26 protein-coding genes are annotated in these 22,392 nt (G+C 71.8%); 17 read left to right on the forward strand and 9 right to left on the reverse strand.

The window, feature by feature from the left end:
* Window positions 1–66: 66 nt before the first annotated feature.
* A complete protein-coding gene (locus tag AB0M30_RS02490) occupies window positions 67–645 on the reverse strand; it encodes an HAD family phosphatase (protein ID WP_364578909.1) in 579 nt (192 codons plus the stop codon).
* A gap of 18 nt (window positions 646–663) precedes the next feature.
* On the reverse strand, window positions 664–1,686 hold the full coding sequence (locus AB0M30_RS02495) for a GntG family PLP-dependent aldolase (protein WP_364578911.1): 1,023 nt from the start codon (window positions 1,684–1,686) through the stop codon (window positions 664–666).
* Window positions 1,687–1,822: 136 nt separating this feature from the next.
* On the opposite strand from AB0M30_RS02495, the gene AB0M30_RS02500 reads away from it, so the two are divergent.
* From AB0M30_RS02500 to AB0M30_RS02510, 3 genes are read left to right on the forward strand one after another with little or no spacing between them, the layout of a single operon-like run.
* Window positions 1,823–2,332, forward strand: coding sequence for a SigE family RNA polymerase sigma factor (locus AB0M30_RS02500; RefSeq protein ID WP_360164949.1), 510 nt, complete (start codon window positions 1,823–1,825; stop codon window positions 2,330–2,332).
* A complete protein-coding gene (locus tag AB0M30_RS02505) occupies window positions 2,325–3,035 on the forward strand; it encodes a hypothetical protein (RefSeq protein WP_364578914.1) in 711 nt (236 codons plus the stop codon). Before AB0M30_RS02500 ends, AB0M30_RS02505 begins: the two co-directional genes overlap by 8 nt.
* A 34-nt stretch (window positions 3,036–3,069) precedes the next feature.
* Window positions 3,070–3,684: a TetR family transcriptional regulator gene (locus AB0M30_RS02510; protein ID WP_364578916.1), complete on the forward strand. Its 615-nt coding sequence runs from the start codon at window positions 3,070–3,072 to the stop codon at window positions 3,682–3,684.
* On the opposite strand, the gene AB0M30_RS02515 is transcribed toward AB0M30_RS02510, so the two are convergent.
* Genes AB0M30_RS02515 through AB0M30_RS02525 form a run of 3 tightly spaced genes read right to left on the reverse strand, consistent with a single transcriptional unit; the run spans window position 3,666 to window position 6,035 of the window.
* The gene (locus AB0M30_RS02515) at window positions 3,666–4,370 is read right to left on the reverse strand and encodes a FadR/GntR family transcriptional regulator (protein ID WP_364578919.1); all 705 of its coding nucleotides are present in this window, start codon (window positions 4,368–4,370) and stop codon (window positions 3,666–3,668) included. The genes AB0M30_RS02510 and AB0M30_RS02515 overlap by 19 nt on opposite strands.
* A gap of 50 nt (window positions 4,371–4,420) precedes the next feature.
* A complete protein-coding gene (locus tag AB0M30_RS02520; RefSeq protein ID WP_364578921.1) occupies window positions 4,421–5,425 on the reverse strand; it encodes a beta-propeller fold lactonase family protein in 1,005 nt (334 codons plus the stop codon).
* Window positions 5,418–6,035, reverse strand: a complete 618-nt coding sequence (locus AB0M30_RS02525; RefSeq protein WP_364578924.1) for a bifunctional 4-hydroxy-2-oxoglutarate aldolase/2-dehydro-3-deoxy-phosphogluconate aldolase — start codon at window positions 6,033–6,035, stop codon at window positions 5,418–5,420. Before AB0M30_RS02525 ends, AB0M30_RS02520 begins: the two co-directional genes overlap by 8 nt.
* Window positions 6,036–6,109: 74 nt before the next feature.
* Between AB0M30_RS02525 and AB0M30_RS02530 the strand changes: the two genes are divergently transcribed.
* The 9 genes from AB0M30_RS02530 (at window position 6,110) to AB0M30_RS02570 (ending at window position 14,340) form a co-directional block, all read left to right on the forward strand.
* The gene (locus tag AB0M30_RS02530) at window positions 6,110–6,787 is read left to right on the forward strand and encodes an SDR family oxidoreductase (RefSeq protein WP_364578926.1); all 678 of its coding nucleotides are present in this window, start codon (window positions 6,110–6,112) and stop codon (window positions 6,785–6,787) included.
* A 15-nt stretch (window positions 6,788–6,802) separates the two neighbouring features.
* A complete protein-coding gene (gene dgoD / locus AB0M30_RS02535; protein ID WP_364578928.1) occupies window positions 6,803–7,948 on the forward strand; it encodes a galactonate dehydratase in 1,146 nt (381 codons plus the stop codon).
* Window positions 7,949–7,994: 46 nt separating this feature from the next.
* Window positions 7,995–9,422: an adenylosuccinate lyase gene (purB, locus tag AB0M30_RS02540; protein ID WP_364578931.1), complete on the forward strand. Its 1,428-nt coding sequence runs from the start codon at window positions 7,995–7,997 to the stop codon at window positions 9,420–9,422.
* Window positions 9,423–9,536: 114 nt separating this feature from the next.
* Window positions 9,537–10,355, forward strand: a complete 819-nt coding sequence (locus tag AB0M30_RS02545; protein ID WP_364578933.1) for a transporter substrate-binding domain-containing protein — start codon at window positions 9,537–9,539, stop codon at window positions 10,353–10,355.
* Between the two features lies 1 nt (window position 10,356).
* Entirely contained in the window at window positions 10,357–11,121 is a 765-nt protein-coding gene (locus AB0M30_RS02550; protein ID WP_364578936.1) for an ABC transporter substrate-binding protein, read from the forward strand.
* A gap of 7 nt (window positions 11,122–11,128) precedes the next feature.
* On the forward strand, window positions 11,129–11,908 hold the full coding sequence (locus AB0M30_RS02555) for an ABC transporter substrate-binding protein (RefSeq protein ID WP_364578939.1): 780 nt from the start codon (window positions 11,129–11,131) through the stop codon (window positions 11,906–11,908).
* 6 nt (window positions 11,909–11,914) lie between these two features.
* A complete protein-coding gene (locus tag AB0M30_RS02560; RefSeq protein ID WP_364578941.1) occupies window positions 11,915–12,679 on the forward strand; it encodes an amino acid ABC transporter permease in 765 nt (254 codons plus the stop codon).
* A complete protein-coding gene (locus AB0M30_RS02565) occupies window positions 12,676–13,416 on the forward strand; it encodes an amino acid ABC transporter ATP-binding protein (protein WP_364578944.1) in 741 nt (246 codons plus the stop codon). Before AB0M30_RS02560 ends, AB0M30_RS02565 begins: the two co-directional genes overlap by 4 nt.
* A 42-nt stretch (window positions 13,417–13,458) precedes the next feature.
* The gene (locus AB0M30_RS02570) at window positions 13,459–14,340 is read left to right on the forward strand and encodes an MOSC N-terminal beta barrel domain-containing protein (protein ID WP_364578947.1); all 882 of its coding nucleotides are present in this window, start codon (window positions 13,459–13,461) and stop codon (window positions 14,338–14,340) included.
* Here the strand turns inward: AB0M30_RS02570 and AB0M30_RS02575 are convergent.
* Entirely contained in the window at window positions 14,223–15,029 is an 807-nt protein-coding gene (locus tag AB0M30_RS02575) for an SAM-dependent chlorinase/fluorinase (RefSeq protein ID WP_364578949.1), read from the reverse strand. The two genes, AB0M30_RS02570 and AB0M30_RS02575, sit on opposite strands and share 118 nt — an antisense overlap.
* A 47-nt stretch (window positions 15,030–15,076) precedes the next feature.
* On the opposite strand from AB0M30_RS02575, the gene AB0M30_RS02580 reads away from it, so the two are divergent.
* The 3 genes from AB0M30_RS02580 to AB0M30_RS02590 all read left to right on the forward strand — a co-directional run bounded on the left by AB0M30_RS02580 (window position 15,077) and on the right by AB0M30_RS02590 (window position 17,252).
* Complete coding sequence (locus AB0M30_RS02580; RefSeq protein ID WP_364578952.1) at window positions 15,077–16,081, forward strand: phosphoribosylaminoimidazolesuccinocarboxamide synthase; 1,005 nt, start codon at window positions 15,077–15,079, stop codon at window positions 16,079–16,081.
* Window positions 16,002–16,466: an NAD(P)H-dependent oxidoreductase gene (locus AB0M30_RS02585; protein ID WP_364578954.1), complete on the forward strand. Its 465-nt coding sequence runs from the start codon at window positions 16,002–16,004 to the stop codon at window positions 16,464–16,466. Before AB0M30_RS02580 ends, AB0M30_RS02585 begins: the two co-directional genes overlap by 80 nt.
* Window positions 16,467–16,547: 81 nt before the next feature.
* On the forward strand, window positions 16,548–17,252 hold the full coding sequence (locus AB0M30_RS02590; protein ID WP_364578957.1) for a DUF2334 domain-containing protein: 705 nt from the start codon (window positions 16,548–16,550) through the stop codon (window positions 17,250–17,252).
* Here the strand turns inward: AB0M30_RS02590 and AB0M30_RS02595 are convergent.
* From AB0M30_RS02595 to AB0M30_RS02605, 3 genes are read right to left on the reverse strand one after another with little or no spacing between them, the layout of a single operon-like run.
* Window positions 17,249–17,884: an MBL fold metallo-hydrolase gene (locus AB0M30_RS02595; RefSeq protein ID WP_364578960.1), complete on the reverse strand. Its 636-nt coding sequence runs from the start codon at window positions 17,882–17,884 to the stop codon at window positions 17,249–17,251. The two genes, AB0M30_RS02590 and AB0M30_RS02595, sit on opposite strands and share 4 nt — an antisense overlap.
* 34 nt (window positions 17,885–17,918) lie before the next feature.
* Window positions 17,919–18,689 (reverse strand): tyrosine-protein phosphatase, encoded by a 771-nt coding sequence (locus AB0M30_RS02600; RefSeq protein ID WP_364578963.1) that lies wholly within the window; start codon window positions 18,687–18,689, stop codon window positions 17,919–17,921.
* 3 nt (window positions 18,690–18,692) lie between these two features.
* Window positions 18,693–19,625 (reverse strand): DUF5937 family protein, encoded by a 933-nt coding sequence (locus tag AB0M30_RS02605; protein ID WP_364578965.1) that lies wholly within the window; start codon window positions 19,623–19,625, stop codon window positions 18,693–18,695.
* Between the two features lie 61 nt (window positions 19,626–19,686).
* Between AB0M30_RS02605 and AB0M30_RS02610 the strand changes: the two genes are divergently transcribed.
* Both AB0M30_RS02610 and AB0M30_RS02615 read left to right on the forward strand, forming a co-directional pair.
* Complete coding sequence (locus tag AB0M30_RS02610; protein WP_364578968.1) at window positions 19,687–20,832, forward strand: MFS transporter; 1,146 nt, start codon at window positions 19,687–19,689, stop codon at window positions 20,830–20,832.
* Window positions 20,833–20,866: 34 nt separating this feature from the next.
* Window positions 20,867–22,363: an aldehyde dehydrogenase family protein gene (locus tag AB0M30_RS02615; protein ID WP_364578970.1), complete on the forward strand. Its 1,497-nt coding sequence runs from the start codon at window positions 20,867–20,869 to the stop codon at window positions 22,361–22,363.
* Window positions 22,364–22,392 lie beyond the last annotated feature (29 nt).

Raw genomic sequence — 22,392 nt, forward strand, 5'->3', positions numbered from 1 at the left:
TGGGGACGCCCAGCCTAGGACATGGAGATCACGGCGGGTAGGCGGCTGTGCGGTGCGCGTGAGCGCTCAGTCCAGCCAGGCGCCGGCCGCCTCGGCGCCGTTCCACACGTGGGCCCGGAGCCCCACCGCCCGCGCTCCCTCCACATTGGACTCACGGTCGTCGAAGAACAGGCAGTCCGCCGGCTCGGCGCCGAGCTCGTCGAGCAGGAGGCGGAAGATCTTCGCGTCCGGCTTGACGCACCGGACGTCGCCCGAGAACAGCGTGACGCGGAAGTGCCGCGCCCAGTCCTGCGCGCGGACCCATTCGCCGAACGCGATCGGCGCGTTCGAGAGCAGTGCCAGGTTCGCGCCGGCCTCGGAGAGCGCTTCGAGCAGCGCCGCCGACGACGGCTCCAGGTGACCCCAGCCCTCGACGTCGATGCGGGTCAGCTCGGCGGACAAGGTCTCGTCGACCGGCACGCCCACGGCGGCGCCGACCGCCTGCCAGTACTCGAGCGGGGTGCTGCCGGCGTCGTAGGGAATCCGGTACTCCCAATACGCCTTCAGGAACTCCGGCAGCGGCGCGCCCATCGCCGCGGCCAGGTCGGGCAGGGCGGCGCTCGGCTTGCTGAGCACGTCGCCGTAGTCGAACACGATCCAGTTCATGCTGTCCCCCGGAACTTCTCAGGCGCCGGTCTTGATCCGGCGCACGGCTTCTTCGACGTCGGTCGCGCTCAGGTCCCGGTGGGTGACGAACCGGACCTTGCCCGCCATCGGCGCCGCCCGGATGCCGAGCGAGTCGAGCCAGGCGAGCGCGGTCGGGATGTCGGGAACTTCGGCGAGCACGATGTTGGTGTCGGGTGTGTTGGCCGGCCAGCCGTGCTCGCGCAGGCCCTCGGCGAGCCGCCGCGCGTTCTCGTGCGACTCGGCCAGGTCGGGGATGCGGTCCAGCGCGATCAGGCAGGCCGCGGCCAGGACGCCGCCCTGCCGGACGCCGCCACCGAGCATCTTCCGCATCCGGCGCGCCCGTTCGACGAACGCCGCGCTGCCCGCGACGACCGAGCCGACCGGCGCGCCGAGGCCCTTGCTGAAGCACGCGGACACGGTGTCGACGCCGACGGTCAGCGCGGCCGGCGGGACTTCGAGGGCGACCGCGGCCTGCCACAGCCGGGCGCCGTCGAGGTGCACGGTCAGGCCCGCTTCCTTGGCGACGGACAGCAGCTGGGCGTGCTCGTCGGGCGGCGTCACCGCGCCCCCGGCCGCGTTGTGGGTGTTCTCGAGGCAGAGCAGTGTTGTCCGTAATGTGAAGTACGGCCCGGGTTGTCCGATCGCGGCCGCGAGGGCGCCGGGCGATGGGCGGCCCGGGCCGCCGTCGTGCTCGAGGATGTCCGGCATGCCGCCGGCCAGCCACGCCGCCGAGCCCAGCTCGTCGGCCAGCACGTGCGCGCCCCGGGTGGCGAGGAACCGGTCGCCGCGCTGCAGGTGCAGGCTCAGCGCGATGAGGTTGGCCATCGTCCCGCTCGGCACCCAGAGGGCGGCCGGCATGCCCAGGACGTGCGCCGCCCGTTCCTCCAGCTCCGCGACGGTGGGGTCGCGTTCGAGGACGTCGTCGCCCACCTCGGCCGACGCCATCGCCGCCCGCATCGTCTCGTCCGGCCGGGTGACGGTGTCGGAGCGGAAGTCCAGTACGGGCGGGGAGAAGGTCACGGTGTGATCACATCACACCCACGTCGCAGGGATCAATGAGCCCTCGGGTGGTCGAACCCCTCCGGTCCGTGCAACCGTGGACGCCCCTGATTCCGTCCTCCCGGGCGAACGACGATCGAGCGGAGCACGACTGCGCGTGGACCAGCGCGACGAGCAGGAGTTCGCGGAGTACTTCGCCGCCAGGCGGGACGCCGTGCGCCGGACCGCGTACATGCTCTGCGGCGACTGGCACCGGGCGGACGACCTCGCGCAGACGGCGTTCGTCGCACTGCACCGGAGGTGGAAGAAGATCAGGGATCGCGCGGCGACCGACGCGTACGTCCGCACGACGCTCGTCCGGGCGTCGATCGACGAATCGCGGCGTCCGTGGCGGCGCGAGTGGCAGACCGAGACGCTGCCGGAGCCGGCCGACGACACGCCCGGCCTCGACGACCTCGTCGCGACCAGGGAGGACCTGCTCGCGGCGCTGAAGGAAGTGCCGCCCAAGCAGCGGGCGGTGCTGGTCCTGCGGTTCTTCGAAGGGCTCGACGTGACCGGCGCGGCGAAGGCGCTGGGCTGCAGCGAAGGCAACGTGAAGAGTCAGACCGCCCGCGGGCTGGCGAACCTGAGGCAGGTCCTCGAACGGGAGGTGGAGACCAATGGATGAGCAGGAGCTGCGCTCGTTGTTCTCCGCCGCGCCCGGTGACGCCCCCGAACCGTCGTTCACCCAGGGCGACGTCGTCCGCGAATCCCGCCGCCAGACCGTGCGCCGCCGGAACCGGATCACCGCCGGGGTGAGTGCCGCCGTGCTGGTCGTCGCCGGGTTCGGCGCGTACGGCCAGCTGTCCGGGGGTATGTCGAAGTCGATGACCGCGGCGGACAACGCCGTACCCGCCCAAGGGCGGCCCGGCTCCACGCAACCAGGAGACGGCCCGCTGCGTCCTCAGATCGGCGGGGAATCACCGAACTTCTCGTCCCAGTCACCTCAGCAGGGGGGTGCCGGGGACGGGAAGACCGGCCGGCAGGCCGAAGGCGCCTCCGGGTGCGAACAGGTGGACGGGGAGCTCGCCATCGCCCTCGCTGGCGAGCTCCCCGGCCACGTCGCCGCCCAGGCCGTCCCGGGCGGCGCCTGTTCGACGGTGTCGCGGTCCGCCGGGTTCCCGGTTCCGGGCGGCGAAGTCGCCGCGGCGGTGTACCCGAAGGGCATTCCGGAGGTCTTCAAGTCCCAGCCGGCCGGCACGGTCACGGCCCGGGCGGGAACGGCGTCCGGTGGGGTGCTGGTGCTGGTCAGCGTGCCGGCCGCGGGAGCGGCGGCGCCGTACGCGGGCCAGGTGGACCGGTTCGCGCTCGATCTCGCGCCCCGCTTCTGAGCCCGGGTCCGCCCGGTTGGCAGAATGACCGGCCATGACCGCTGCGACCACCCCGAAGGGGGAGCGACGGCGCGCCGCGCTCGTCGAGGCCGCCGCGAAACTGCTCGTCGAGGGCGGGTTCGACGCCGTGCGGCACCGGGCGGTGGCCGAGCGGGCCGCCCTGCCGCTCGCGTCGACGACGTACTACTTCGACTCGCTGGAAGACCTGGTCACGGCGGCCGTCGAGCACCATTCGAACGCCGAGCTGGCGACCGGCCGCCGCCGGCTGGAGGAGCTCGCGACCCGCAACCGCGGGGTGCAGGCGACCGTCGACCTGGTGCTGGACCTGCTGCTCGGCCCGGAGAGCGGTGACCCGGCGGCCGACGCCGAAGCCGTCCTCCTGCGGTACGAGCGGCTGGTCGCGACCGGCCGCCGCCCGTACCTGCGGCCGCTGATGCGGACGCTGTCGGCCCAGCTCAACGAGCTGCTGACGGAGATCTTCGCCCGCTCGGGCACCCCGGTCACCGCCACCGAGCTGGAGCGGCTGGTCGCGCTGGTCGACGGCGCCGTCGTCAACGCGCTGGTCGAGGTCGACCCGGAGCCGCGCGCGGCGGCGGCCCGGATGCTGCGGGCCGCGCTGGAGCCCGCCGCTCACGACCGCGCGCGCTGAGCCTTCTCCAGGTCTTCGCGGGCCTTCGTGACGAGGGCGAGCATCGCCTGTTCCGCCGCGGCCGGGTCGCCCGCGACGATCGCGTCGAACACCTTCCGGTGGTCGGGCACCGGGTCCTCCGCCGCCGCGGAGCCGTGCACGAGCTTGTCGCGCTCGGCCAGCCCGATCGCGATGACCCGTTCCACCCGCGTCAGGAAGTTGTTGTGCGTGGCGGCCATCAGCCGCCGGTGGAAGGCGAGGTCGGCCTGGACGCTCGCCGCCGGATCATTACCCGCGGCGGCCATGTCGGCGAGCGCGCTCCGCAGCGCATCGAGGTCTTCCTCCGTCGCCCGCTCGGCGGCGAACCGGGCGGCGGCGGGCTCGACGACCGCGCGCACCTCGGTGAGCTCGTCGAGCAGCACCGGATCATCGGCGGCCGCGGTCTGCCAGCGCATGACGTCGGCGTCGAGCATGTTCCACTTTTCGCGCGGCTGCACGAAGGTGCCCCGCTTCTGCCGGGCGTCGATCATGCCCTTGGCGGCCAGCACCTTCAGCGCTTCGCGCAGCGCGGTCAGGCTGATGTCGAGCTCTTCGCGCAGCGCGGGCAGGTCCAGGACGGTGCCCTCGCCCCACTTGTCGGAGAGGATCCGGCTGGCCAGTGCCTCCACGGTCTGGCCGTGCAGCCCGCGTGGCCGGTGTTCGGTCAATGGAGGGCCCTCTCAGCCGGGGAGGTGGTGACCGCATTATGAATGCCGGGTCAAGGCCGCGAAACCGGCAGCACGAACGTCGGTGACCCCGTCGGGTAGTACCGCAGCTCCGCTTCGCCGGACGCGGTCAGCGTGAACGCCGTGATCGCGTCCTCCGACTGAGCCGCCACGTAACAAGTCCCGTCCACCAGCGCGAAGTGCCGGGGGTTCGCGCCGCACGGCTGGTCCGCCACCGCGGCCGCCTCGTCCAGCGCGAACTCCGTGACGCAGTCCGGCCCGCGGTTCGACACGTACAGGCGCGAGTCGGCCAGTTCCAGGTGCGCCACCAGGTTGGGCGTCACCGAAGACAGCGTCGACGGCGTCGAGGACACCACCTCGAACGCGCCCGGCGCCTTCTCGCGGACCGTCACCAGCGTCCCGGCCAGCTCGCCGACGACGTACGCCAGATCCGTGCCGGGGCGGCGGACCAGCTGGCGCGGTCCCGTGCCCGGCGGCAGCGAAGACACCGCCAGCGGCTCGAGGGCACCCGACGACGTCAGCGTGTAGCTGCGGATCTCGTCCGTGCCCAGGTCGACCGCGCTCACGATCGACCCGTCCGCCGACGGGACCGCCATGTGGACGTGCGCCGCCTCCTGGCGGTCGGACACCGGGCCGTTGCCGTGGTGCTCGGCCAGTGCCGTCCGGGCGGTCAACGCGCCGGACAGGGACAGCGAAAACACCGCCACGCTGCCGCCGGTGTAGTTGGCGCACAACAGGAAGCGGCCGTCCGGCGTCACCGCCAGGTGGCACGGGTGCGCGCCGCCGGTCTCGGCCGTGCCCAGCACTGAAAGCTCGCCCGAGGGGGAGATGGCCAACGCCGTCACGCCACCGGTGGACAGCTCGTTGGCCGCGTACAGCACCGGCAACGACGGGTGGTGTACCAGCCACGACGGCGACTCCAGCGGCAGCGAAGCCACTTCGCGCAACGAGCCGGACGGCGACCGCGAGAGCGTCGTGATCCCGGTGCCGTTCCCCGCATCGCCGGTGTAGCACCCGACGAAGACCAGCTCAGCCATGCGCGCTCCTCAACAGCGTTTCGACCCGGGCGGAGATCTCCGCGGCGGTGCCGCGGGTCAGCGCCGAGCCGATCCCGCAGGCGACCGCACCCGCCGAGAGCCAGCCTGGCACGTCGCCGGGGCCGATGCCGCCCGTGGGTACCAGCGGGGCCTGGGGCAGCGCGGCCCGCACGTCCGCCACCCACGACGGTCCCAGCGCCGAAGCCGGGAACACCTTCACCGCGTCGGCCCCTTCTTCCAGCGCGCGCACGATTTCGGTCACCGAGCCGGCGCCGGGGAAGGCGGCCGCGCCGTACCGGTGGGCGGTCCGGATCACCGCGGTGTCCACCGACGGTGACACGAGAAAACGGGCGCCCGCGCGGATCGCGAGCACCGCGGACGTCTCGTCGAGCACCGTCCCGGCTCCGATGGTCGCGTCCGGGTGGGCGGCGGTGAGCGCGGAGATCGCGGCCAGTGCGCCGGGGTTCGTCAGCGGCAGCTCGATCGAGCGCAGCCCGCCATCGAGGGCCGCGCGGGCCGCCGCCACCGCGGACTCCGCGTCGCGCGTGCGCACGATGCCGACGACGCCTTGGCGCAGCGCGGATGCGGTGATTTCCCAGCGATACGTCATGGGAGCAGGCTACCTTGTGAAATATTATTTTAGGATTTATTGTCACGGCAGCACGCGTACTGGAAGGAGCGGCGATGCCCACAGCGGTGGTGACCGGAGCGGCGTCCGGGATCGGGGCGGCGACCGCGCGGAAGCTGCTCGGCGACGGCTACCGCGTGCTGGGCGTGGACATCGCCGAGCTCCCCGACGGCGTCACGCCGATCCGGGGTTCGGTGAGCGACGAAGCGACCTGGGCGGCCATCGGCGAGGTGGACGCGCTGGTCAGCAACGCCTACGTGCCCAGCACCGGGCCGCTGCACGAGATCGGCCGCGCCGAGTGGGAGCGCCAGCTCGACGTCAACCTGACCGGCACCTACCTGGCCGTGAAGGCGTGCCTGCCGTCGCTGCGGGAACGGGGTGGGGCGATCGTGCTGGTCTCGTCGGTGCACGCGCGCTTCGGCCTGCCGGGCCATCCCGCGTACGCCGCGAGCAAGGGCGCGCTCGTCGCGCTCGGCCGGCAGCTGGCCGTCGAGTACGCCCCCGAGGTGCGGGTCAACTCCGTGCTGCCGGGGCCGGTGCTCACCGATGCCTGGAAGGACATCTCGCCGGCGGACCGCGAACGCAGCGCGCGGGCGACGCCGGCCGGTCGCCTGGGCCGGCCGGAGGAGGTCGCGGACGTGATCGCGTTCCTGCTCTCGCCCGCCGCGTCGTTCGTCACCGGTGCCGAACTGACCGTCGACGGCGGCTGGTCCGCCGCCAAGGATTCCGCGTAGAAACGAGGCACCCGGGTGAAGATCACCGCGATCGAAACGTTCCTGGTCGCGCCGCGCTGGCTGTTCCTCAAGGTCAGCACGGACGAAGGGATCAGCGGCTGGGGCGAACCCGTGGTCGAGGGCCGCGCGGAGACCGTGCGCGCGGCCGTGCACGAACTGTCCGAGCTGCTCATCGGCCAGGATCCGCTGCGCGTCGAGGACCACTGGCAGGTGCTGCGTCGCGGCGGTTTCTACCGCGGCGGCCCGGTGCTCTCCAGCGCGCTGGCCGGGTTCGACCACGCGCTGTGGGACATCGCCGGCAAGGTCCGCGACGCGCCGGTGCACGAGCTGCTCGGCGGCCCGGTCCGCGACCGCGTCCGGGTCTACAGCTGGGTCGGCGGCGACCGCCCGGCCGGCCTCCGCGAAGCGGTGGCCGCGCAGGTCGAAGCCGGGTTCACGGCGGTGAAGATGAACGTCGCCGGCCCGCTGACGGCGATCGCGTCCCCGGCCGAAGCCGACGCGGCGGTGGCGCGTGCCTGGGAAGCGCGGGAGGCGCTCGGCCCGCACCGCGACCTCGCCATCGACTTCCACGGCCGCGTCTCGCCCGCGATGGCGCGCCGGCTGGTGCGGCTGCTGGAGGACGTCCAGCCGATGTTCGTCGAGGAGCCGGTGCTGCCGGAGACCCAGGGCGACGCGCTGCGCGCGGTCGTCGAGGCGTCCACGGTGCCGATCGCGGTCGGCGAGCGGCTCTATTCGCGGTGGGAGTTCAAGCCGGTGCTCGACGCCGGGGTTGCGGTCGTCCAGCCGGATCCGTCGCACGCCGGCGGCATTTCCGAGCTGCGGCGGATCGGCGCGCTGGCCGAGATCTACGGCGCCTCGCTCGCGCCGCACTGCCCGCTCGGCCCGATTTCGCTGGCGGCGTCGCTGCAAGTGGCCTTCGCGACGCCGAACTTCCTGATCCAGGAACAAAGTGCGGGCATGCACTACCACGAGGGCCGCGAGCACGGGTACCTCACCGATCCGTCGGTCTTCGCCTTCCAGGACGGTTACGCGGCCCGGCCGCTCAAGCCCGGCCTCGGCATCGAGGTCGACGAAGCGGCGGTGCGCCGCGCGGACGAGATCGGGCACACCTGGCGCTCACCGGTGTGGCGCCACGACGACGGCAGCTTCGCGGAATGGTGAAAGGCCGGGCCGTCACCGCGCTGACCAGCGCAGGTATCGTGAGGGCGTGACGGACAAGCCCCGCATTCCGAACGTACTCGCCGCCCGCTACGCCTCGGCGGACCTGGTCTCGCTCTGGTCCCCGGAGCAGAAGGTCGTCCTCGAACGGCAGCTCTGGCTCGCCGTCCTCAAGGCACAGCAGGACCTCGGCGTCGAGGTGCCGGACGGGGTGGTCGAGGCCTACGAGCGCGTGCTGGAGAACGTCGACCTCGAGTCGATCGCGGCCCGCGAGCGCGTCACCCGCCACGACGTCAAGGCGCGGATCGAGGAGTTCAGCGACCTCGCCGGCCAGGAGCACATCCACAAGGGCATGACCTCGCGCGACCTCACCGAGAACGTCGAGCAGCTGCAGCTGCTCCGCTCCCTCGAGCTCGTGCGCACCCGCGTCGCCGCCGTGCTGGCGCGGCTGGCGGCGCTCGCCGTCGAGCACGCCGACACCGTCATGGCCGGGCGCTCGCACAACGTCGCCGCGCAGGCCACCACCCTCGGCAAGCGGTTCGCCACGGCGGCCGACGAGCTGCTGGTCGCCTTCGAGCGGCTCGACAACCTCATCGAGCGCTACCCCCTGCGCGGCATCAAGGGCCCGGTCGGCACCGCGCAGGACATGCTCGACCTGCTCGGCGACGAGTCCACTTTGGACCAGCTCGAGGACCGCGTGATGCAGCACCTCGGGTTCAACCGGCGGTTCGTCAGCGTCGGCCAGGTGTACCCGCGCTCGCTCGACTTCGACGTGCTGTCCACTGTGGTCCAGCTCGCCGCGGCGCCGTCCAGCCTGGCCAAGACGATCCGGCTGATGGCCGGCCACGAGCTGGTCACCGAGGGCTTCAAGCCCGGCCAGGTCGGCTCGTCGGCCATGCCGCACAAGATGAACACCCGCTCGTGCGAGCGCGTGAACGGCCTGGCCGTCGTGCTGCGCGGCTACCTGTCGATGATCGGCGAGCTGGCCGGCGACCAGTGGAACGAGGGCGACGTCTCCGACTCGGTCGTCCGCCGGGTCGCGCTGCCGGACGCGTTCTTCGCCCTCGACGGCCTGCTGGAGACGTTCCTCACGGTGCTCGCCGAGTTCGGTGCCTTCCCGGCGGTGATCGAGCGTGAGCTCGATCGCTACCTGCCCTTCCTGACCACGACGAAGGTGCTCATGGCGTCGGTCCGCGCCGGCGTCGGACGTGAGACGGCCCACGAAGCGATCAAGGAGCACTCGGTCGCCGTCGCGCTCGAGATGCGCGAGGGCCGCGCCGAAAACGACCTGCTCGACCGGTTCGCGGCCGACGACCGCATCCCGCTCGACCGCGGTGAGCTGGACAAACTCCTCGCCGACCGGATTTCGTTCACCGGCACGGCGGGGCGGCAGGTCGCGCAGGTGGCCGAGCGCGTCACCCGCGTCCTCGAGCGGTTCCCCGAGGCCACGGGCTACGTGCCGCAGCCGATCCTGTGAGCTGACACACGAGTCCACGGACTGGAACGAATCCACTCGAACGGGCGAAATCCCTAATCTCGATCGCTGACCACGGAGCGCTGCCGGGCGCCTGTCCCCACCATGGAAGAAGCGATGAGATCCACGCTGTCCAAGATCGCCGCCGCCCTGACCGCGGGCGCGCTGACGTTGACCCTCGCCGCCTGCGGTGGCTCCGGCGCGGGGTCGACCACCCTGCGCGTCGGGACGCTGAGCGACGCCCCGCCGTCGATCTACCTGGAGAACGGCCGGTTCACCGGCTACGACAACGAGCTGCTGCGCGACATCGCCAAGCGTGAAGGCTTCGAGGTCGAGTTCGTCGGCACCGAGTTCTCGAGCCTGCTCGCCGGCGTCGCGGGCGGCAAGTTCGACATCGGCAGCTCGACGATCTCCAGCACCGAGGCGCGCAAGAAGACGGTGGCCTTCTCCAACGGCTACAACACCGGCTTCACCACGGTCGTCACGGCGAAGGGCGCGAACCTCAAGGACGCGGCTTCGCTGGGCGGCAAGCGCCTCGGCGTGGTCCAGGGTTCGGTGCAGGACGAGTTCGCGGGCAAGGTCGCCGGCGCCCAGGTCGTCCGCTTCCCGGACTACAACGCGGGCTTCGCGCAGCTGAAGAACGGCACCCTCGACGGCTGGGTCGTGCCGCAGGACATCGGGCAGAAGTACCTGGACCAGAACCCGAACGTCCCGCTCGAGCTCGGGTACACCGTCGAGGACAAGGACACGCCGTCGGCGTTCGCGGTGGCCAAGAAGAACACCGACCTGCTGAACAAGCTGAACGACGGCCTCGCGAAAGCGGTCGCGGACGGCACGGTCGCCCGCATCTACGGGCAGTTCTACAAGAACACGCCGCTGTCGAAGGAACTGCGGCCGGGCGGCCCCGGCCTGACCGTGAAGAACCTGGGGGCGTGACATGAAGAAGCTGATCGTCACCGTGCTGGCCGCCGCGCTCACGCTGACCGCCTGCGGCGGCTCGGACAGCGCTTCCTCGACGCTGCGCGTGGGCACGCTGAGCGACGCGCCGCCGAACATCTACCTCGAGAACGGCAACTACACCGGCTTCGACAACGAGCTGCTCAAGGCCATCGCGGCCAAGCAGAACCTGAAGCTGGAGTTCGCCGCGACCGACTTCTCGGCGCTGCTCGGGCAGGTCGCGTCGGGCCGCTACGACATCGCCAGCTCGGCGATCGCGCAGACCGACGAGCGCAAGAAGACGGTCGACTTCTCCGCGGCCTACGACTTCGAAACGATGAGCATCCAGGCCAAGCAGGGCACCCCGGTCACCGACGAAAAGGGGCTGGCCGGCAAGCGCGTCGGCGTCATCCAGGCGACCGTCGGCGACCACTGGCTGACCAGCACGGTGCCGGCCGCCCAGGCCGTGCGCTTCCCCGACTACGCCGCCGCGCTGACCGCGTTGAAGAGCGGCGCGGTCGACGCGTACATCCTGGACCAGTCCATCGCGGAGAAGAACGTCACCGGCAACCCGGACGCCAAGCTGGTCGTCGTGAAGAGCTTCGTCACGGACGTGCCGCACGGTTTCGCGGTGAAGAAGGGCAACGCCGAGCTGCTGGGCAAGATCGACACCGGGCTCAAGCAGGTGATCTCCGACGGGACCTGGCTTAAGCTGCACCAGCAGTTCCTGCCGACCGCTCCGGTGCCGGCCGGGTTCCAGGGTTAGGAGAAGCATGAAGAAGACACTGGTCACGGCGCTCACCGCGACCTTTCTGGCCGCGCTCACGGCGTGCGGCGGCTCGGACAGCGGCGGCGACAAGACCCTGCGCGTCGGCACGCTGAGCGACTCGAAGCCGAACGCCTACCAGGAGAACGGCAACTACACCGGCTTCGACAACGAGCTGCTGAAGGCCATCGCGGCCAAGGAAGGCCTGAAGCTGGAGTTCGCCGCGACCGAGTTTTCGGCGCTGCTCGGCCAGGTCGCGAACGGCACGTTCGACATCGGCAGCTCGGCGATCTCCCAGACCGACGCCCGCAAGAAGACCGTCGACTTCTCGGCGCCGTACAACTACCAGGCCCTCGGCATCGAAGCCAAGGAGACCGCCGGGATCACCGACGAGAACTCGTTGGCGGGCAAGCGGATCGGCGTCGTCCAGGGCACGGTCTCGGACACCTGGCTCGGCTCGAACGCGCCGACCGCGCAGGCCGTCCGGTTCCCCAACGACGCCGCCGCGCTCAACGCCCTCAAGACCGGCGCGATCGACGGCGCGGTGTTCGACCAGGCCACCGCCGAGGACTACGCGAAGAACAACGCCGACGCGAAGCTCAAGGTGACCAAGGCGATCACCACGACCATCCCGCACGGGTTCGCCTTCAAGAAGGGCAACACGGACCTGATCAACAAGATCAACGACGGCCTGAAGAAGGTCATCGCGGACGGCACGTGGGTGAAGGTGCACGACCAGTTCGAACCCACCGCGCCGGTGCCCGCCGAGTTCAAGGCGGGGCAGTAGTCCACAATGGACGATTTTGTCAACACGTTCCTGAACTGGGAATACATTTCCCAAGTCCTGCCCGACCTGCTGAAGACCGGGCTGCTCAACACGCTGGTCCTGTCGGTGTCCTCGGCGCTGATCGGCACCGTGCTCGGCATGGTGCTGGCGGTGATGGGCCTGTCCACCAAGTGGTGGCTGCGCTGGCCCGCGCGGATCTACACCGACATCTTCCGCGGGCTGCCGGCCATCCTGACGATCCTGCTGATCGGCCAGGGCCTCGGCACGCTCGCGCGGGACGTCGTCGGCACGAACCCGTACCCGATGGGCATCCTGGCGCTGTCCCTGATCGCCGCGGCCTACATCGGCGAGATCTTCCGGTCCGGCATCCAGAGCGTCGACAAGGGGCAGATGGAGGCCAGCCGGGCGCTCGGGATGAGCTACACCAAGTCGATGCTGCTGGTGATCATTCCGCAGGGTGTCCGGCGGGTGCTGCCCGCGCTGGTGAACCAGTTCATCGCGCTGGTCAAGGACTCCAGCCTCGTCTACGTGCTCGGGCTGCTGTCCGGGCAGCGCGAGCTGTTCCGGATCGGCCAGGACCTCGCGGCGAACACGGGCAACCTGTCGCCGCTGGTCGCCGCCGGCGTGTTCTTCCTGGTGATCACCGTGCCGCTGACGCACCTGGTCAACTACATCGACAAGAAGCTCCGGACCGGTCGCAAGGTACGCGTCGACGAGCCGGGCGACGGAGACGAGCTGGACCTGGTCGCCAGCGGGAAGGTGCCTTCGTGACAACGGCGGTGCGTTCGTCCAGTGTGGAGCTGCGCGACATCCACGTCAGCTTCGGCACGCTCGAAGTCCTGCGCGGGGTCGACCTGAAGGTCGAGAGCGGGAAGACGACGTGCGTCATCGGCCCGTCCGGCTCCGGCAAGTCGACGCTCCTGCGTTGCGTGAACCGCCTGCAGGAGCCCGATTCCGGCGACCTGCTGCTCGACGGCGAATCGGTGATCAAGGCCGACCCGGACGCCCTGCGCCAGCGCGTCGGCATGGTGTTCCAGCACTTCAACCTCTTCGGCCACCGGAGCGTGCTGGACAACATCGTGCTGCCGCTGCGCAGCGTGAAGAAGCTGAGCAAGGAGGAGGCGTCGGCGATCGCCCGCGCCCGCTTGGCGGACGTCGGCCTGGCGGACAAGGCGCCGTACCGGCCCAGCGCGTTGTCCGGCGGCCAGCAGCAGCGAGTGGCGATCGCGCGGGCGCTGGCGATGGACCCCGAGGTGATGCTCTTCGACGAGGCCACGAGCGCGCTGGACCCGGAGCTGGTCAAGGGCGTGCTGAACCTGATGGCGGGCCTGGCTTCGCGCGGGCTGACCCTGATCGTGGTGACGCACGAGATGGGGTTCGCCCGGAGCGTGGCCGACGAGGTGGCGTTCATGGACGCGGGCCGCATCGTCGAGCAGGGCCCACCGGCGGAGCTCTTCGACGAACCGCAGAGCCCGCGCTTGCAGCGGTTCCTCTCACAGGTGCTCTGAAAGAAGAGGCTTCGGCGGCCGTTGCCCGGGTAGCCTGCGAAGATGGCGAGAATCGCTCGGCTGACGTACTACCCGGTCAAGTCCTGCGCCGGCATCGACGTGCCGTCCGCCGAGGTGACCCCCGCCGGGCTCGCGCACGACCGTGTCTTCCAGGTCATCACCCCGGACAGCGACGTCCTCACGCAGCGGCCGCACCCGGTCATGGCGACCGTCCGGCCGCGGGTGCTCGGCGACCGGCTCGCGCTGTCCGCCCCCGGTCGCGAAGACGTCGTCTTCGTCATCCGGCGTGACGGCCCGCGGCGCCCGGTGTCGATGGCCGCCTGGGACGGCGAAGGCGTCCGGCAGGATCCGCGGGCCGACGAGTGGTTCTCGGACCTGCTCGGCCGGCCGGCCGAACTGATCGGTGTCGCGCCCGGGCACGACCGCGTCACCGGCGGCGACACCCCCGGCACGGCCGCGCTCGCCGATGGGCACGCGCTGCTCGTCGCCTCGGAGTCCTCTTTGGACAGCCTGAACGAGCGGATCGCCGCCGGGCAGGGTGAACCCGTCCCGATGGACCGCTTCCGCCCCAACGTCGTCATCGCCGGCTGGGCCGAACCCCACCGCGAAGACGAAGCACGCGAGCTGACCGCCGGCACCGCGAAGTTCGGGTACGCCGAGAAGTGCGTCCGCTGCACGGTCCCGATGATCGACCAGGAGACCGGCGCGAAGGCCGGTCCCGAGCCGATCCGCACCCTCGCGACCTACCGGCGTGGCCCGAGCGGGGGCGTCGTCTTCGGGATGAAGGCCGCGGTGCTGCGGCCGGGTCAGGTCGCCGTCGGCGACGAGGTGATCGTGCACTCCTGGGCCGGCCCGAGCCCGAGCACGGCCGCCGCGGAGCCGCCGTTCACGGCGACGGCGAGCCGGCCCGCCGAGTCGGTGTAGAGCACCGAAGCGCCGGCGGGCACGTCGGCGAAGGTCCGCCCGAGCACCGTGGTCACCGCCACGCGCTCGCTGTGCACGGAAACCGCGCCCGACAGGCCCGAGAGCTCGAGGTCGGCCGGGGTCGCGGCCAGCTGGACGTTGCCGAAGTGGTCGACCGTCAGCACCTCCGACACGAGCTTTCCGGGGAACGCGGCGACGAACGGCTCGGGCATCGCGACCAGGCCGTCCACCGGGTCGCCGAAGTCGGCCGGCGACACTCCGAGCGCGAGGTGCGCGGCCGCCGGCGCGAAGACGTCCCGCCCGTGGAAGGTCGCCGACGTCGTCGCCAGCCGCAGCGACGGCTCCGTGAGCTCGTACGCCGCCCGGACCCCGCCCAGCGCCTGCGCGGCGGGCAGCAGCAGGCCGTTGTCCGGCCCGACCAGCAGCCCGCCCTCCGCGACGACGACCACGCCGAGCCGGGCCGTCCCGACACCGGGGTCGACGACCGCGAAGTGCACCGATTCCGGCAGGTAGGGGACGGTCTGGGCCAGCGCCATCGCCCCGTGCCGGATGTCCTGGGGCGGCACTTCGTGGGTCACGTCGATCACCCGCACCGCGGGCGCCAGCCGCGCGATCACGCCGTGGCAGGCCGCCACGAAGCCGTCGCGCCGGCCGTAGTCGGTCGTCACCGAGATCCAGTCGTACGCCATGCCAGCATCATCCATGGTGGCGGAGGGTGCGCGTTAGGGTTCAGCGCGTGACACCCCTCCCCACCCTCGAACGGCTCGCCACCGGCAAGGTCCGCGACCTCTACGCGGTCGGCGACGAGCACCTGCTGGTCGTCGCCTCCGACCGCATCTCCGCCTTCGAACGCGTCTTCCCCACCTCGGTCCCCGGCAAGGGCCGCGTGCTCACCGCGATGAGCGTGTTCTGGTTCCGCGAGCTCGCCGACGTCCTCCCGAACCACCTCGTGACCTGCGACGGGCCGCTCATCCCGGAGGCCGTCCGCGGCCGCGCGCTGCTGGTCGAGCGGCTCGACATGCTGCCGGTCGAGGCGGTCGTCCGCGGCTACCTGACCGGCCGCGGCTACGCGGACTACCGCCGGTCCGGGGAGGTGTGCGGGCTGGCGCTGCCGCCCGGCCTGGCCGAGTCGGAGCGGCTGCCCGAGCCGATCTTCACGCCGTCCACCAAGGCGCGCCCCGGGGAGAAGGACGAGAACATCGACTTCGGTACGTGCGTCTCGGTGCTGGGCCGCGCGCTCGCCGAGGAGGTCCGGGAGGCGTCCGTGGAGCTGTACCGCCGGGGCGCCGCCCGCGCGGCGGAGCAGGGCCTGCTGCTGGCCGACACGAAATTCGAATTCGGCATCGGCGCCGACGGCCGGCTCGTGCTCGCGGACGAGCTGCTGACGCCGGATTCGGCCCGCTACTGGCTCGCCGACGGTCACCAGCCCGGCGTCCCGCAGCCGTCGTTCGACAAGCAGCACGTGCGCGACTGGCTGGTCGACCCGGCGTCCGGCTGGGACTGCGTCTCCCCGCTGCCGCCGTTGCCGCCCGAAGTGGTGACGGCGACGCGCGACCGGTACATCGAGGCGTACCAGCGCATCACCGGGCTTTCGCTGGCAGACTGGCCTCGTGATCCTGCTGATCTGCGGCAGCCTGCGAGCCGGCTCGGGCAATGCGGCGGTGCTGGGGACCGCCGCGACCCTCACCGCGAGCCGGACGTACACCGGCCTTGCCGATCTGCCGCACTTCAACCCCGATGACGACCGCGACCCGCTGCACCCCGAGGTCGCCTCGCTGCGGGCCGCGCTGAAGGACGCCGACGCGGTCCTGATCTGCACGCCGGAGTACGCGGGCGGGCTGCCGGGCTCGTTCAAGAACCTCCTCGACTGGACGGTCGGCGGCGGCGAGATGTACGGCAAGCCGGTGGCGTGGATCAACGCGTCCTCGGTCGCGGCACCGACCGGCGGCCGGGACGCGCACGACTCGCTGCGGAAGGTCCTGACGTACGCGGGCGCGAAGATCGTCGACGAGGCGTGCGCGCGGATTCCGGTGTCACGGGCGGACGTCGCCGACGGTCAGGTCGCCGACCCCGACCTGCGCGGCCGGATCGCGGTGGCCGTGAAGCGCCTGTGTGAGGGCGTCTGAGCCAGCCGGTGCCGGGCTTTTCGGCAACGGTCGCCCGCCCGTTCTGCGCAGTTCACGAGGGTGTCAGACGCGTGCGTCCCAATGGTGGTCGTGGAAGCTCGCTTGCTGGTTTCGCTGTCGGGAATCACCCCGCGCACGCTGCACCGGTGCGCCGACCTCGCGGCCGAGCTCGACCGCCGCAAGGTGCCGCTCTCGATGCTGTACGCCGCCCGCACCGGCGGAGGCCCGGTGACGGAGTGGGTGCGCACCCGCGCCCGCGGCGGTGATTCCGTGCTGCTGCACGGCTACGACCACTCCGTCACGCCCACGCACCGCACGGTCTACCTGGGCAAGCGGGCGGAGTTCGCGACGCTGCCGGCGCACGAGGCACGCCTGCGCCTGATCGCCGCGAAGGCCGCGCTGGACAACGCGGGGCTGTCGGTGGACGGCTTCGCGCCGCCGCGCTGGATCGCGTCCCAGGGCACGCTGCAGGCGTTGGCCGAGCACGGGTTCCGGTTGTGCGCGGACCTCGGCGCGGTGCGCGACCTCGTGACCGGCGAGGTGCGCCGCGCGCGGGTGAATGAGTTCACGAGCCAGTCACACCGCACGGAGACGGTGCGCTGCTTCGCGCTGGTGCTGGCGGCGGCGCGCGCGGCTCGCCGGGGCGGGTTGGTCCGGCTGGGGGTCGATGCCACGGACCTGACTCGCCCCGGCCTCCGCCAGGCCCTGCTCGACGCGGTGGACGTCGCCCTGGAGAACCGCGCGTTCGGCGCGACCTACGGCTCGCTGCGCGTGGTGGCGGCCTAGATCTTCGCGGGTTCGCCCCGGTCGAGCACCTTGACCTCGGTGCCTTCGGGCGCGAGGTTCCCGAAGAGGCCGTAGTGCATGGCCGGGTTGGCGAGCACGGCTTCGTGGATGGGCACGGCCACCCGCGGCGCGACGGCCCGCAGGTAGTCGACGGCTTCCCCGGCCTTCAGCCACGGCGCGCCGGTGGGCAGCCCGAGCACGTCGATCCTGTGCTCCGGCACGAAGAACGAGTCGCCGGGGTGGAAGAAGGCGCCGTCGTCGAAGACGTACCCGATGTTCGGGATGACGGGGATGTCCGAGTGGATGACGGCGTGCTCCCCGCCGACGGCCTTGATCGAGGTGTCCCCGACGGCGAAGGCGTCCCCGACGTTGGCGACGGCGAACTCCAGGCCGAGCTTCTCGACCTCGGGCGCGGACCCGGGATCGACGATCAGCCGGGCACCGGGGTTGGCTTCGAGGACCCGGGGCAGCCGTTCGACGTCGAGGTGGTCGAAGTGCTGGTGCGTGACCAGCACGGCGGACAGTTCCCGCTCACCCTCGAAGCCGGTGGAGAAGGCGCCGGGATCGATCAGGATCCGCTCGGAGCCGGTCTCCAGCAACAGGCAGGCGTGTCCGAAATGGACGATACGCATCGATGGTTCTCCTTCACGGGTGGTCGATCCCAGCCTAGTCCCGCTCGGTCAGCCGGTGCCGGATGTCGTCGAGGTCCGAGCCGCCGACGCCCGCGTCGAGGAGGTACCGCTCGACGTCGAACCCGTCGAGCGTGTCCCGGACGGCCGCCGCGGTCGTGGTGCCCCGTTCCGCGAGGGCCGCCGCGATGACCGGCCCCTGGTCTTCGGTGCCCATCACGGCGTACAGCGGTTTCACGGCCTCGGTGGACAGGGCGTAGTCCGCGGCGATGGCGTCGGTGTCGACGCCGGCCAGCGCCAGGAGCAGGAGCGCGACGAGACCGGTCCGGTCGCGCCCGGAACCGCAGTGGAACAGGACGCCGCCGGGGGCCGCCCGGGCGATCGCGGTCATGACGGCGGCGCAGCGCTCGGGCTTCCGTTCGAGGAAGGCGCGGTAGTAGAGCGGGCTGCCGTTCAGCCGCTCGCGGTTGACGTACCGCCAGAACTCGAGGTCGGCGATGTCGTCGAGGGGAACCTCGACGCGGTCGAGGCCCGCCGGGGTGACCGGGCCGGTCGCGGCGGCGAACTGCGCGGAGCCCGCCAGCGCCGTCGGAGCGCCCGTCGTCGGCCGGATCTCGTCGGGGTTGCGCAGGTCGATGACGGTCCGGACGCCGGACTCGCGCGCCTGGGCCCACCCGGCGTCAGTCACGAATCGGAGGTCGGCCGCTCTGAAGAACGCGCCGCGGCGGGTCGTCCGGCCCGAGCGCGCCGGCAGGCCACCGAGGTCCCTGGTGTTGTAGAAGCCTTCCCAGGCCACTGCTCTGTCCATCTGTCACAGCTTGCCCGAGAGCAGCGCGTCGCCGAGTTCCGTGCGCCGGTACAGCACCCGGTGCCCCCGGCGTTCCGACGCCAGCAAGCCCGCTGCGCGCAACGCCGTCAGGTGGGCCGAAACCGTCGCCGGTGCCAGCTCGTGGCGCCGGGCCAGCTCGGTCGTCGCCGCCGGGCGGTCGAGCGTGGTCAGCAGCAGGGCCCGCGTCCGGCCGAGCACCTCCGCCAGCGGTTCCGGCGGCTCGGCGGCGGAAGTCCACAGCGAAGCCACGCCCCGGGCGGGGTACAGCAGCGAAATCTGCCACGGCGGCACCGTCACCACCCCGACGTTCGGCCACGCGAACACCGCCGGGATCAGCAGCAACCCCCGCGCGTCGATCGGCAGGCGCTCCCGGGACCGGACGTCGACCAGCACCGACGTCCCCGACAGCCGGACGCGCGGGTGGAGCTCCGCCAGCATCGCCGCGAGCCCGCCCGACCCCAGCTGCCGCGTCCGGTGGGCGATGTCCGCCGCGAGCAGCTCACGCAGGCGGGGCCACTCCGGGGCCAGCAGCGCGTCCCACACCGTCTCGAGCTGATCGGCCAGCAGGTCGCGCGCGACGGCCGGGTCGGCCGGCAGCCCGGACAGGTCCGCGTCGACCATGCCCAGCTCCAGCGCCACCTGCGCGGGCGGCGTCGCCCGGACCACCGCGAGCTGCGCTTCGGCGGTCGTCTCGGGACCGTCGGGCGGCGGGCTCAGGAACTCCGTGATGTAGTGCCGCGCGCTCAGCACCGCGGCCAGCTCGGGCACGTCGGGCACGGCGGAGAGCCACGGCGGTGGCGCGGGGTGCCGCCGGATGCCGAGCAGGGTCTGGACCGCGCCCAGCACCTCCTCCAGCGGCGAGATGGCGAACCGGACGCGGTGGCTCCCGGCCGCGGTCAGGACCAGCTCGATCACGACTGATTCGCTCTCACCCGAATCAGTGTGCCGCACGCGGCTGGCCCGCAAGCGTGTGAGCATGTCGTTGTTCACCCATCGCGCGTACTGGCGCTGGTCGGCGGGCGTCCAGTTCGCCCGGCTGCCGTCGACCATGGCGCCGCTCGCGTTCACCCTGCTGACCACCGCGACGACCGGCTCCTACCGGCTGGGTGGCGTGCTGATGTCGGTCTTCGTCGCCGCCGAGATGGTGTGCGCGGTGCCGGTCGGCCGGCTGCTCGACCGCGTCGGCCCTTCGCGAGGGCTGCCCGCGCTGCTCCTGCTCACCGCCGCCGGGTACGGGGTGCTGACGCTGGCCGCCGCGAACGGCGCGCCGAGCGCCGCGCTGCTCGTGCTGGTGCTGCTGCCCGGCATCACGGGCGGAGCGTTGTCCGGCGGGTTCCGGACGCTGCTCGCGGAGACGGTCGACGACGAGCTGCTTCCCCGGGCGACCACTGTGGACGCGATGATCCTCGACGGCGTGCTCGTCGGCGGTCCGGCGCTGGTCACGCTGCTCGACCTGGCCGGTCCGCTCGTGCCGCTCGCCGCGATGGCGGCCGCCTGCGTTGCCGCCGCCTTGCTCGTCCCGCGTCGCGCGGCATCCCGCGATCGGGTGGAATCCGGGCCCGGCATCCCGCCCGCGCGACCCGGCGCCGCCCTGCCGTGGCTGTGCTGTGCCTTCACCATCGGGCTGCTGACGTCGACGATCGAGGTCGCGCCGTTGCCGCTGGTCCAGCGCCTCGGTGCGCCGGAGACGGCGGCGCCGGTGGTGATCGCCGTGCTGACCGGAGCGAGCATCGCGGGCAGCGCCTTCTACGCGTGGCGGGGCAAGATCGGTGACCCGCGGCTGTTTCTCGCAGGGTTCGTCCTCGGCGGGCTCGTGCTCAGCGCGAACCTCGGGTGGCCGGGCCTGATCGCGTCGGTGGCGGTGATCGGTGCGTTCGGTGGGCCGCTGGTCGCCACGACGTCGGTCAACCTCCAGCGCGTGTTGCCGAAGAACCGCAGGTCAGCGGGGTTCTCCTTGAGCTTCACGGTGCAGGCGGCCGGCTTCGGGCTCGGCTCGCTGGCGGTCGGCGTGCTGCCGTTGTGGCTCCCGCCGCTGCTCGGTGTCTTTGCCGCGGCGACCGCCGGTGCAATGCTGGTGCGGAAGCCCGCACGAGCTATTGGCACGATGTCAGTAACGTCGTAACCTGGGCTGACCCGCGACCTCCAGGGAGACGCCGATGACTGCCGTCCAGCCGAAGCCGACGACGGTCGGCGAGACCTTCGACTCGCTCAGCCCGGCGACCGACGAGGTGGTCGGAACCTACCCGATCCACACCGCGGAGGACGTCAAGGCGGCCGTCGAACGGGCGCGCGTCGCGGCGGAGTGGTGGGCGGGCCTCGGTTTCGCCGGGCGCGCCGAGCGGCTCAAGAGCTGGAAGGGCGTGCTGACCCGGCGGCTGCCGCAGCTGTGCCAGGTGGTCCGCGACGAGACCGGCAAGCCGATCGCCGACGCGCAGCTGGAGAGCGTCCTGGCCATCGAGCACATCGCGTGGGCGGGCAAGCACGCGAAGAAGGTCCTCGGCAAGCAGAAGCGCTCGGCCGGCCTGCTGATGTCGAACCAGGCGGCGACGGTCGAGTACCAGCCGCTGGGCGTGGTCGGCGTGATCGGCCCGTGGAACTACCCGGTGTTCACCCCGCTCGGCTCGGTCGCGTACGCGCTCGCGGCGGGCAACGCCGTGGTGTTCAAGCCGAGCGAGTACACGCCCGGCGTCGGGAAATGGCTGGTCGACGCGTTCGCCGAGATCGTGCCGGAGCAGCCGGTGCTGCAGCTGATCACGGGCTTCGGCGAGACGGGCGCGGCGCTGGTGACGTCGGGGGTCGACAAGATCGCGTTCACCGGCTCGACGGCGACGGGCAAGCGCATCATGGCCGCGGCCGCCGAGACGCTCACCCCGGTGGTGATCGAGGCGGGCGGCAAGGACCCGGTGCTGGTCGACGCGGACGCCGATCTGGAGGCGGCGGCCGACGCAACGGTGTGGGGCGCGTTCTCCAACTCCGGCCAGACCTGCATCGGCGTCGAGCGCGTGTACGTCCACGAGAAGGTCCACGACGAGTTCGTGGCCAAGGTGGTCGAGAAGTCGAAGGACGTCCGCGCGGGTTCGGACGAGGCGGCCCAGTACGGCCCGGTGACGATGCCGTCCCAGCTGGGCGTGATCAAGCGCCACATCCACGACGCCCTCTCCCGCGGCGGCAAGGCGGTGCTGGGTGGAGAGGACGCGGTGGGCGACCGCTACGCGCAGCCGACGGTCCTGATCGACGTCCCCGAGGACTCCGAGGCGGTGACGGAGGAGACATTCGGCCCGACGGTGACGATCGCGAAGGTCCGCGACATGGACGAAGCGATCGAAAAAGCGAACAGCACGAAGTACGGCCTGGGTTCGACGGTGTTCTCGAAGTCCCGGGGAGTGGAGCTGGCGGAGAAGCTCCGCACGGGCATGACGGCGATCAACGCACCGTTGTCCTTCGCCGGAATAGCCTCATTGCCCTTCGGCGGCGTGGGCGATTCGGGCTTCGGCCGCATCCACGGACCGGAGGGGCTGCGCGAGTTCGCCCGCACGAAGGCGATCGCCCGCCAGCGGTTCACGGCTCCGTTGACGCTGACATCGTTCACCCGCAAGGAATCAACGGACGCCTTGGTGGCCAAGCTGGTGACGATCCTCCACGGCAAGCGCTGAGCTGTTCCGGGGTTGTGGACAACTCGGGT

The sequence above is a fragment of the Amycolatopsis sp. NPDC051716 genome (assembly GCF_040681595.1).
Lineage (GTDB): Bacteria > Actinomycetota > Actinomycetes > Mycobacteriales > Pseudonocardiaceae > Amycolatopsis.

Coding starts and splice junctions, on each gene's coding strand:
- AB0M30_RS02490 (WP_364578909.1), bottom strand. CDS start 645: ATGAACTGGATCGTGTTCGACTACGGCGACGTGCTCAGCAAGCCGAGC.
- AB0M30_RS02505 (WP_364578914.1), top strand. CDS start 2,325: ATGGATGAGCAGGAGCTGCGCTCGTTGTTCTCCGCCGCGCCCGGTGAC.
- AB0M30_RS02510 (WP_364578916.1), top strand. CDS start 3,070: ATGACCGCTGCGACCACCCCGAAGGGGGAGCGACGGCGCGCCGCGCTC.
- AB0M30_RS02520 (WP_364578921.1), bottom strand. CDS start 5,425: ATGGCTGAGCTGGTCTTCGTCGGGTGCTACACCGGCGATGCGGGGAAC.
- AB0M30_RS02525 (WP_364578924.1), bottom strand. CDS start 6,035: ATGACGTATCGCTGGGAAATCACCGCATCCGCGCTGCGCCAAGGCGTC.
- AB0M30_RS02530 (WP_364578926.1), top strand. CDS start 6,110: ATGCCCACAGCGGTGGTGACCGGAGCGGCGTCCGGGATCGGGGCGGCG.
- AB0M30_RS02545 (WP_364578933.1), top strand. CDS start 9,537: ATGAGATCCACGCTGTCCAAGATCGCCGCCGCCCTGACCGCGGGCGCG.
- AB0M30_RS02550 (WP_364578936.1), top strand. CDS start 10,357: ATGAAGAAGCTGATCGTCACCGTGCTGGCCGCCGCGCTCACGCTGACC.
- AB0M30_RS02555 (WP_364578939.1), top strand. CDS start 11,129: ATGAAGAAGACACTGGTCACGGCGCTCACCGCGACCTTTCTGGCCGCG.
- AB0M30_RS02560 (WP_364578941.1), top strand. CDS start 11,915: ATGGACGATTTTGTCAACACGTTCCTGAACTGGGAATACATTTCCCAA.
- AB0M30_RS02570 (WP_364578947.1), top strand. CDS start 13,459: ATGGCGAGAATCGCTCGGCTGACGTACTACCCGGTCAAGTCCTGCGCC.
- AB0M30_RS02575 (WP_364578949.1), bottom strand. CDS start 15,029: ATGGCGTACGACTGGATCTCGGTGACGACCGACTACGGCCGGCGCGAC.
- AB0M30_RS02590 (WP_364578957.1), top strand. CDS start 16,548: ATGGTGGTCGTGGAAGCTCGCTTGCTGGTTTCGCTGTCGGGAATCACC.
- AB0M30_RS02595 (WP_364578960.1), bottom strand. CDS start 17,884: ATGCGTATCGTCCATTTCGGACACGCCTGCCTGTTGCTGGAGACCGGC.
- AB0M30_RS02600 (WP_364578963.1), bottom strand. CDS start 18,689: ATGGACAGAGCAGTGGCCTGGGAAGGCTTCTACAACACCAGGGACCTC.
- AB0M30_RS02610 (WP_364578968.1), top strand. CDS start 19,687: ATGTCGTTGTTCACCCATCGCGCGTACTGGCGCTGGTCGGCGGGCGTC.
- AB0M30_RS02615 (WP_364578970.1), top strand. CDS start 20,867: ATGACTGCCGTCCAGCCGAAGCCGACGACGGTCGGCGAGACCTTCGAC.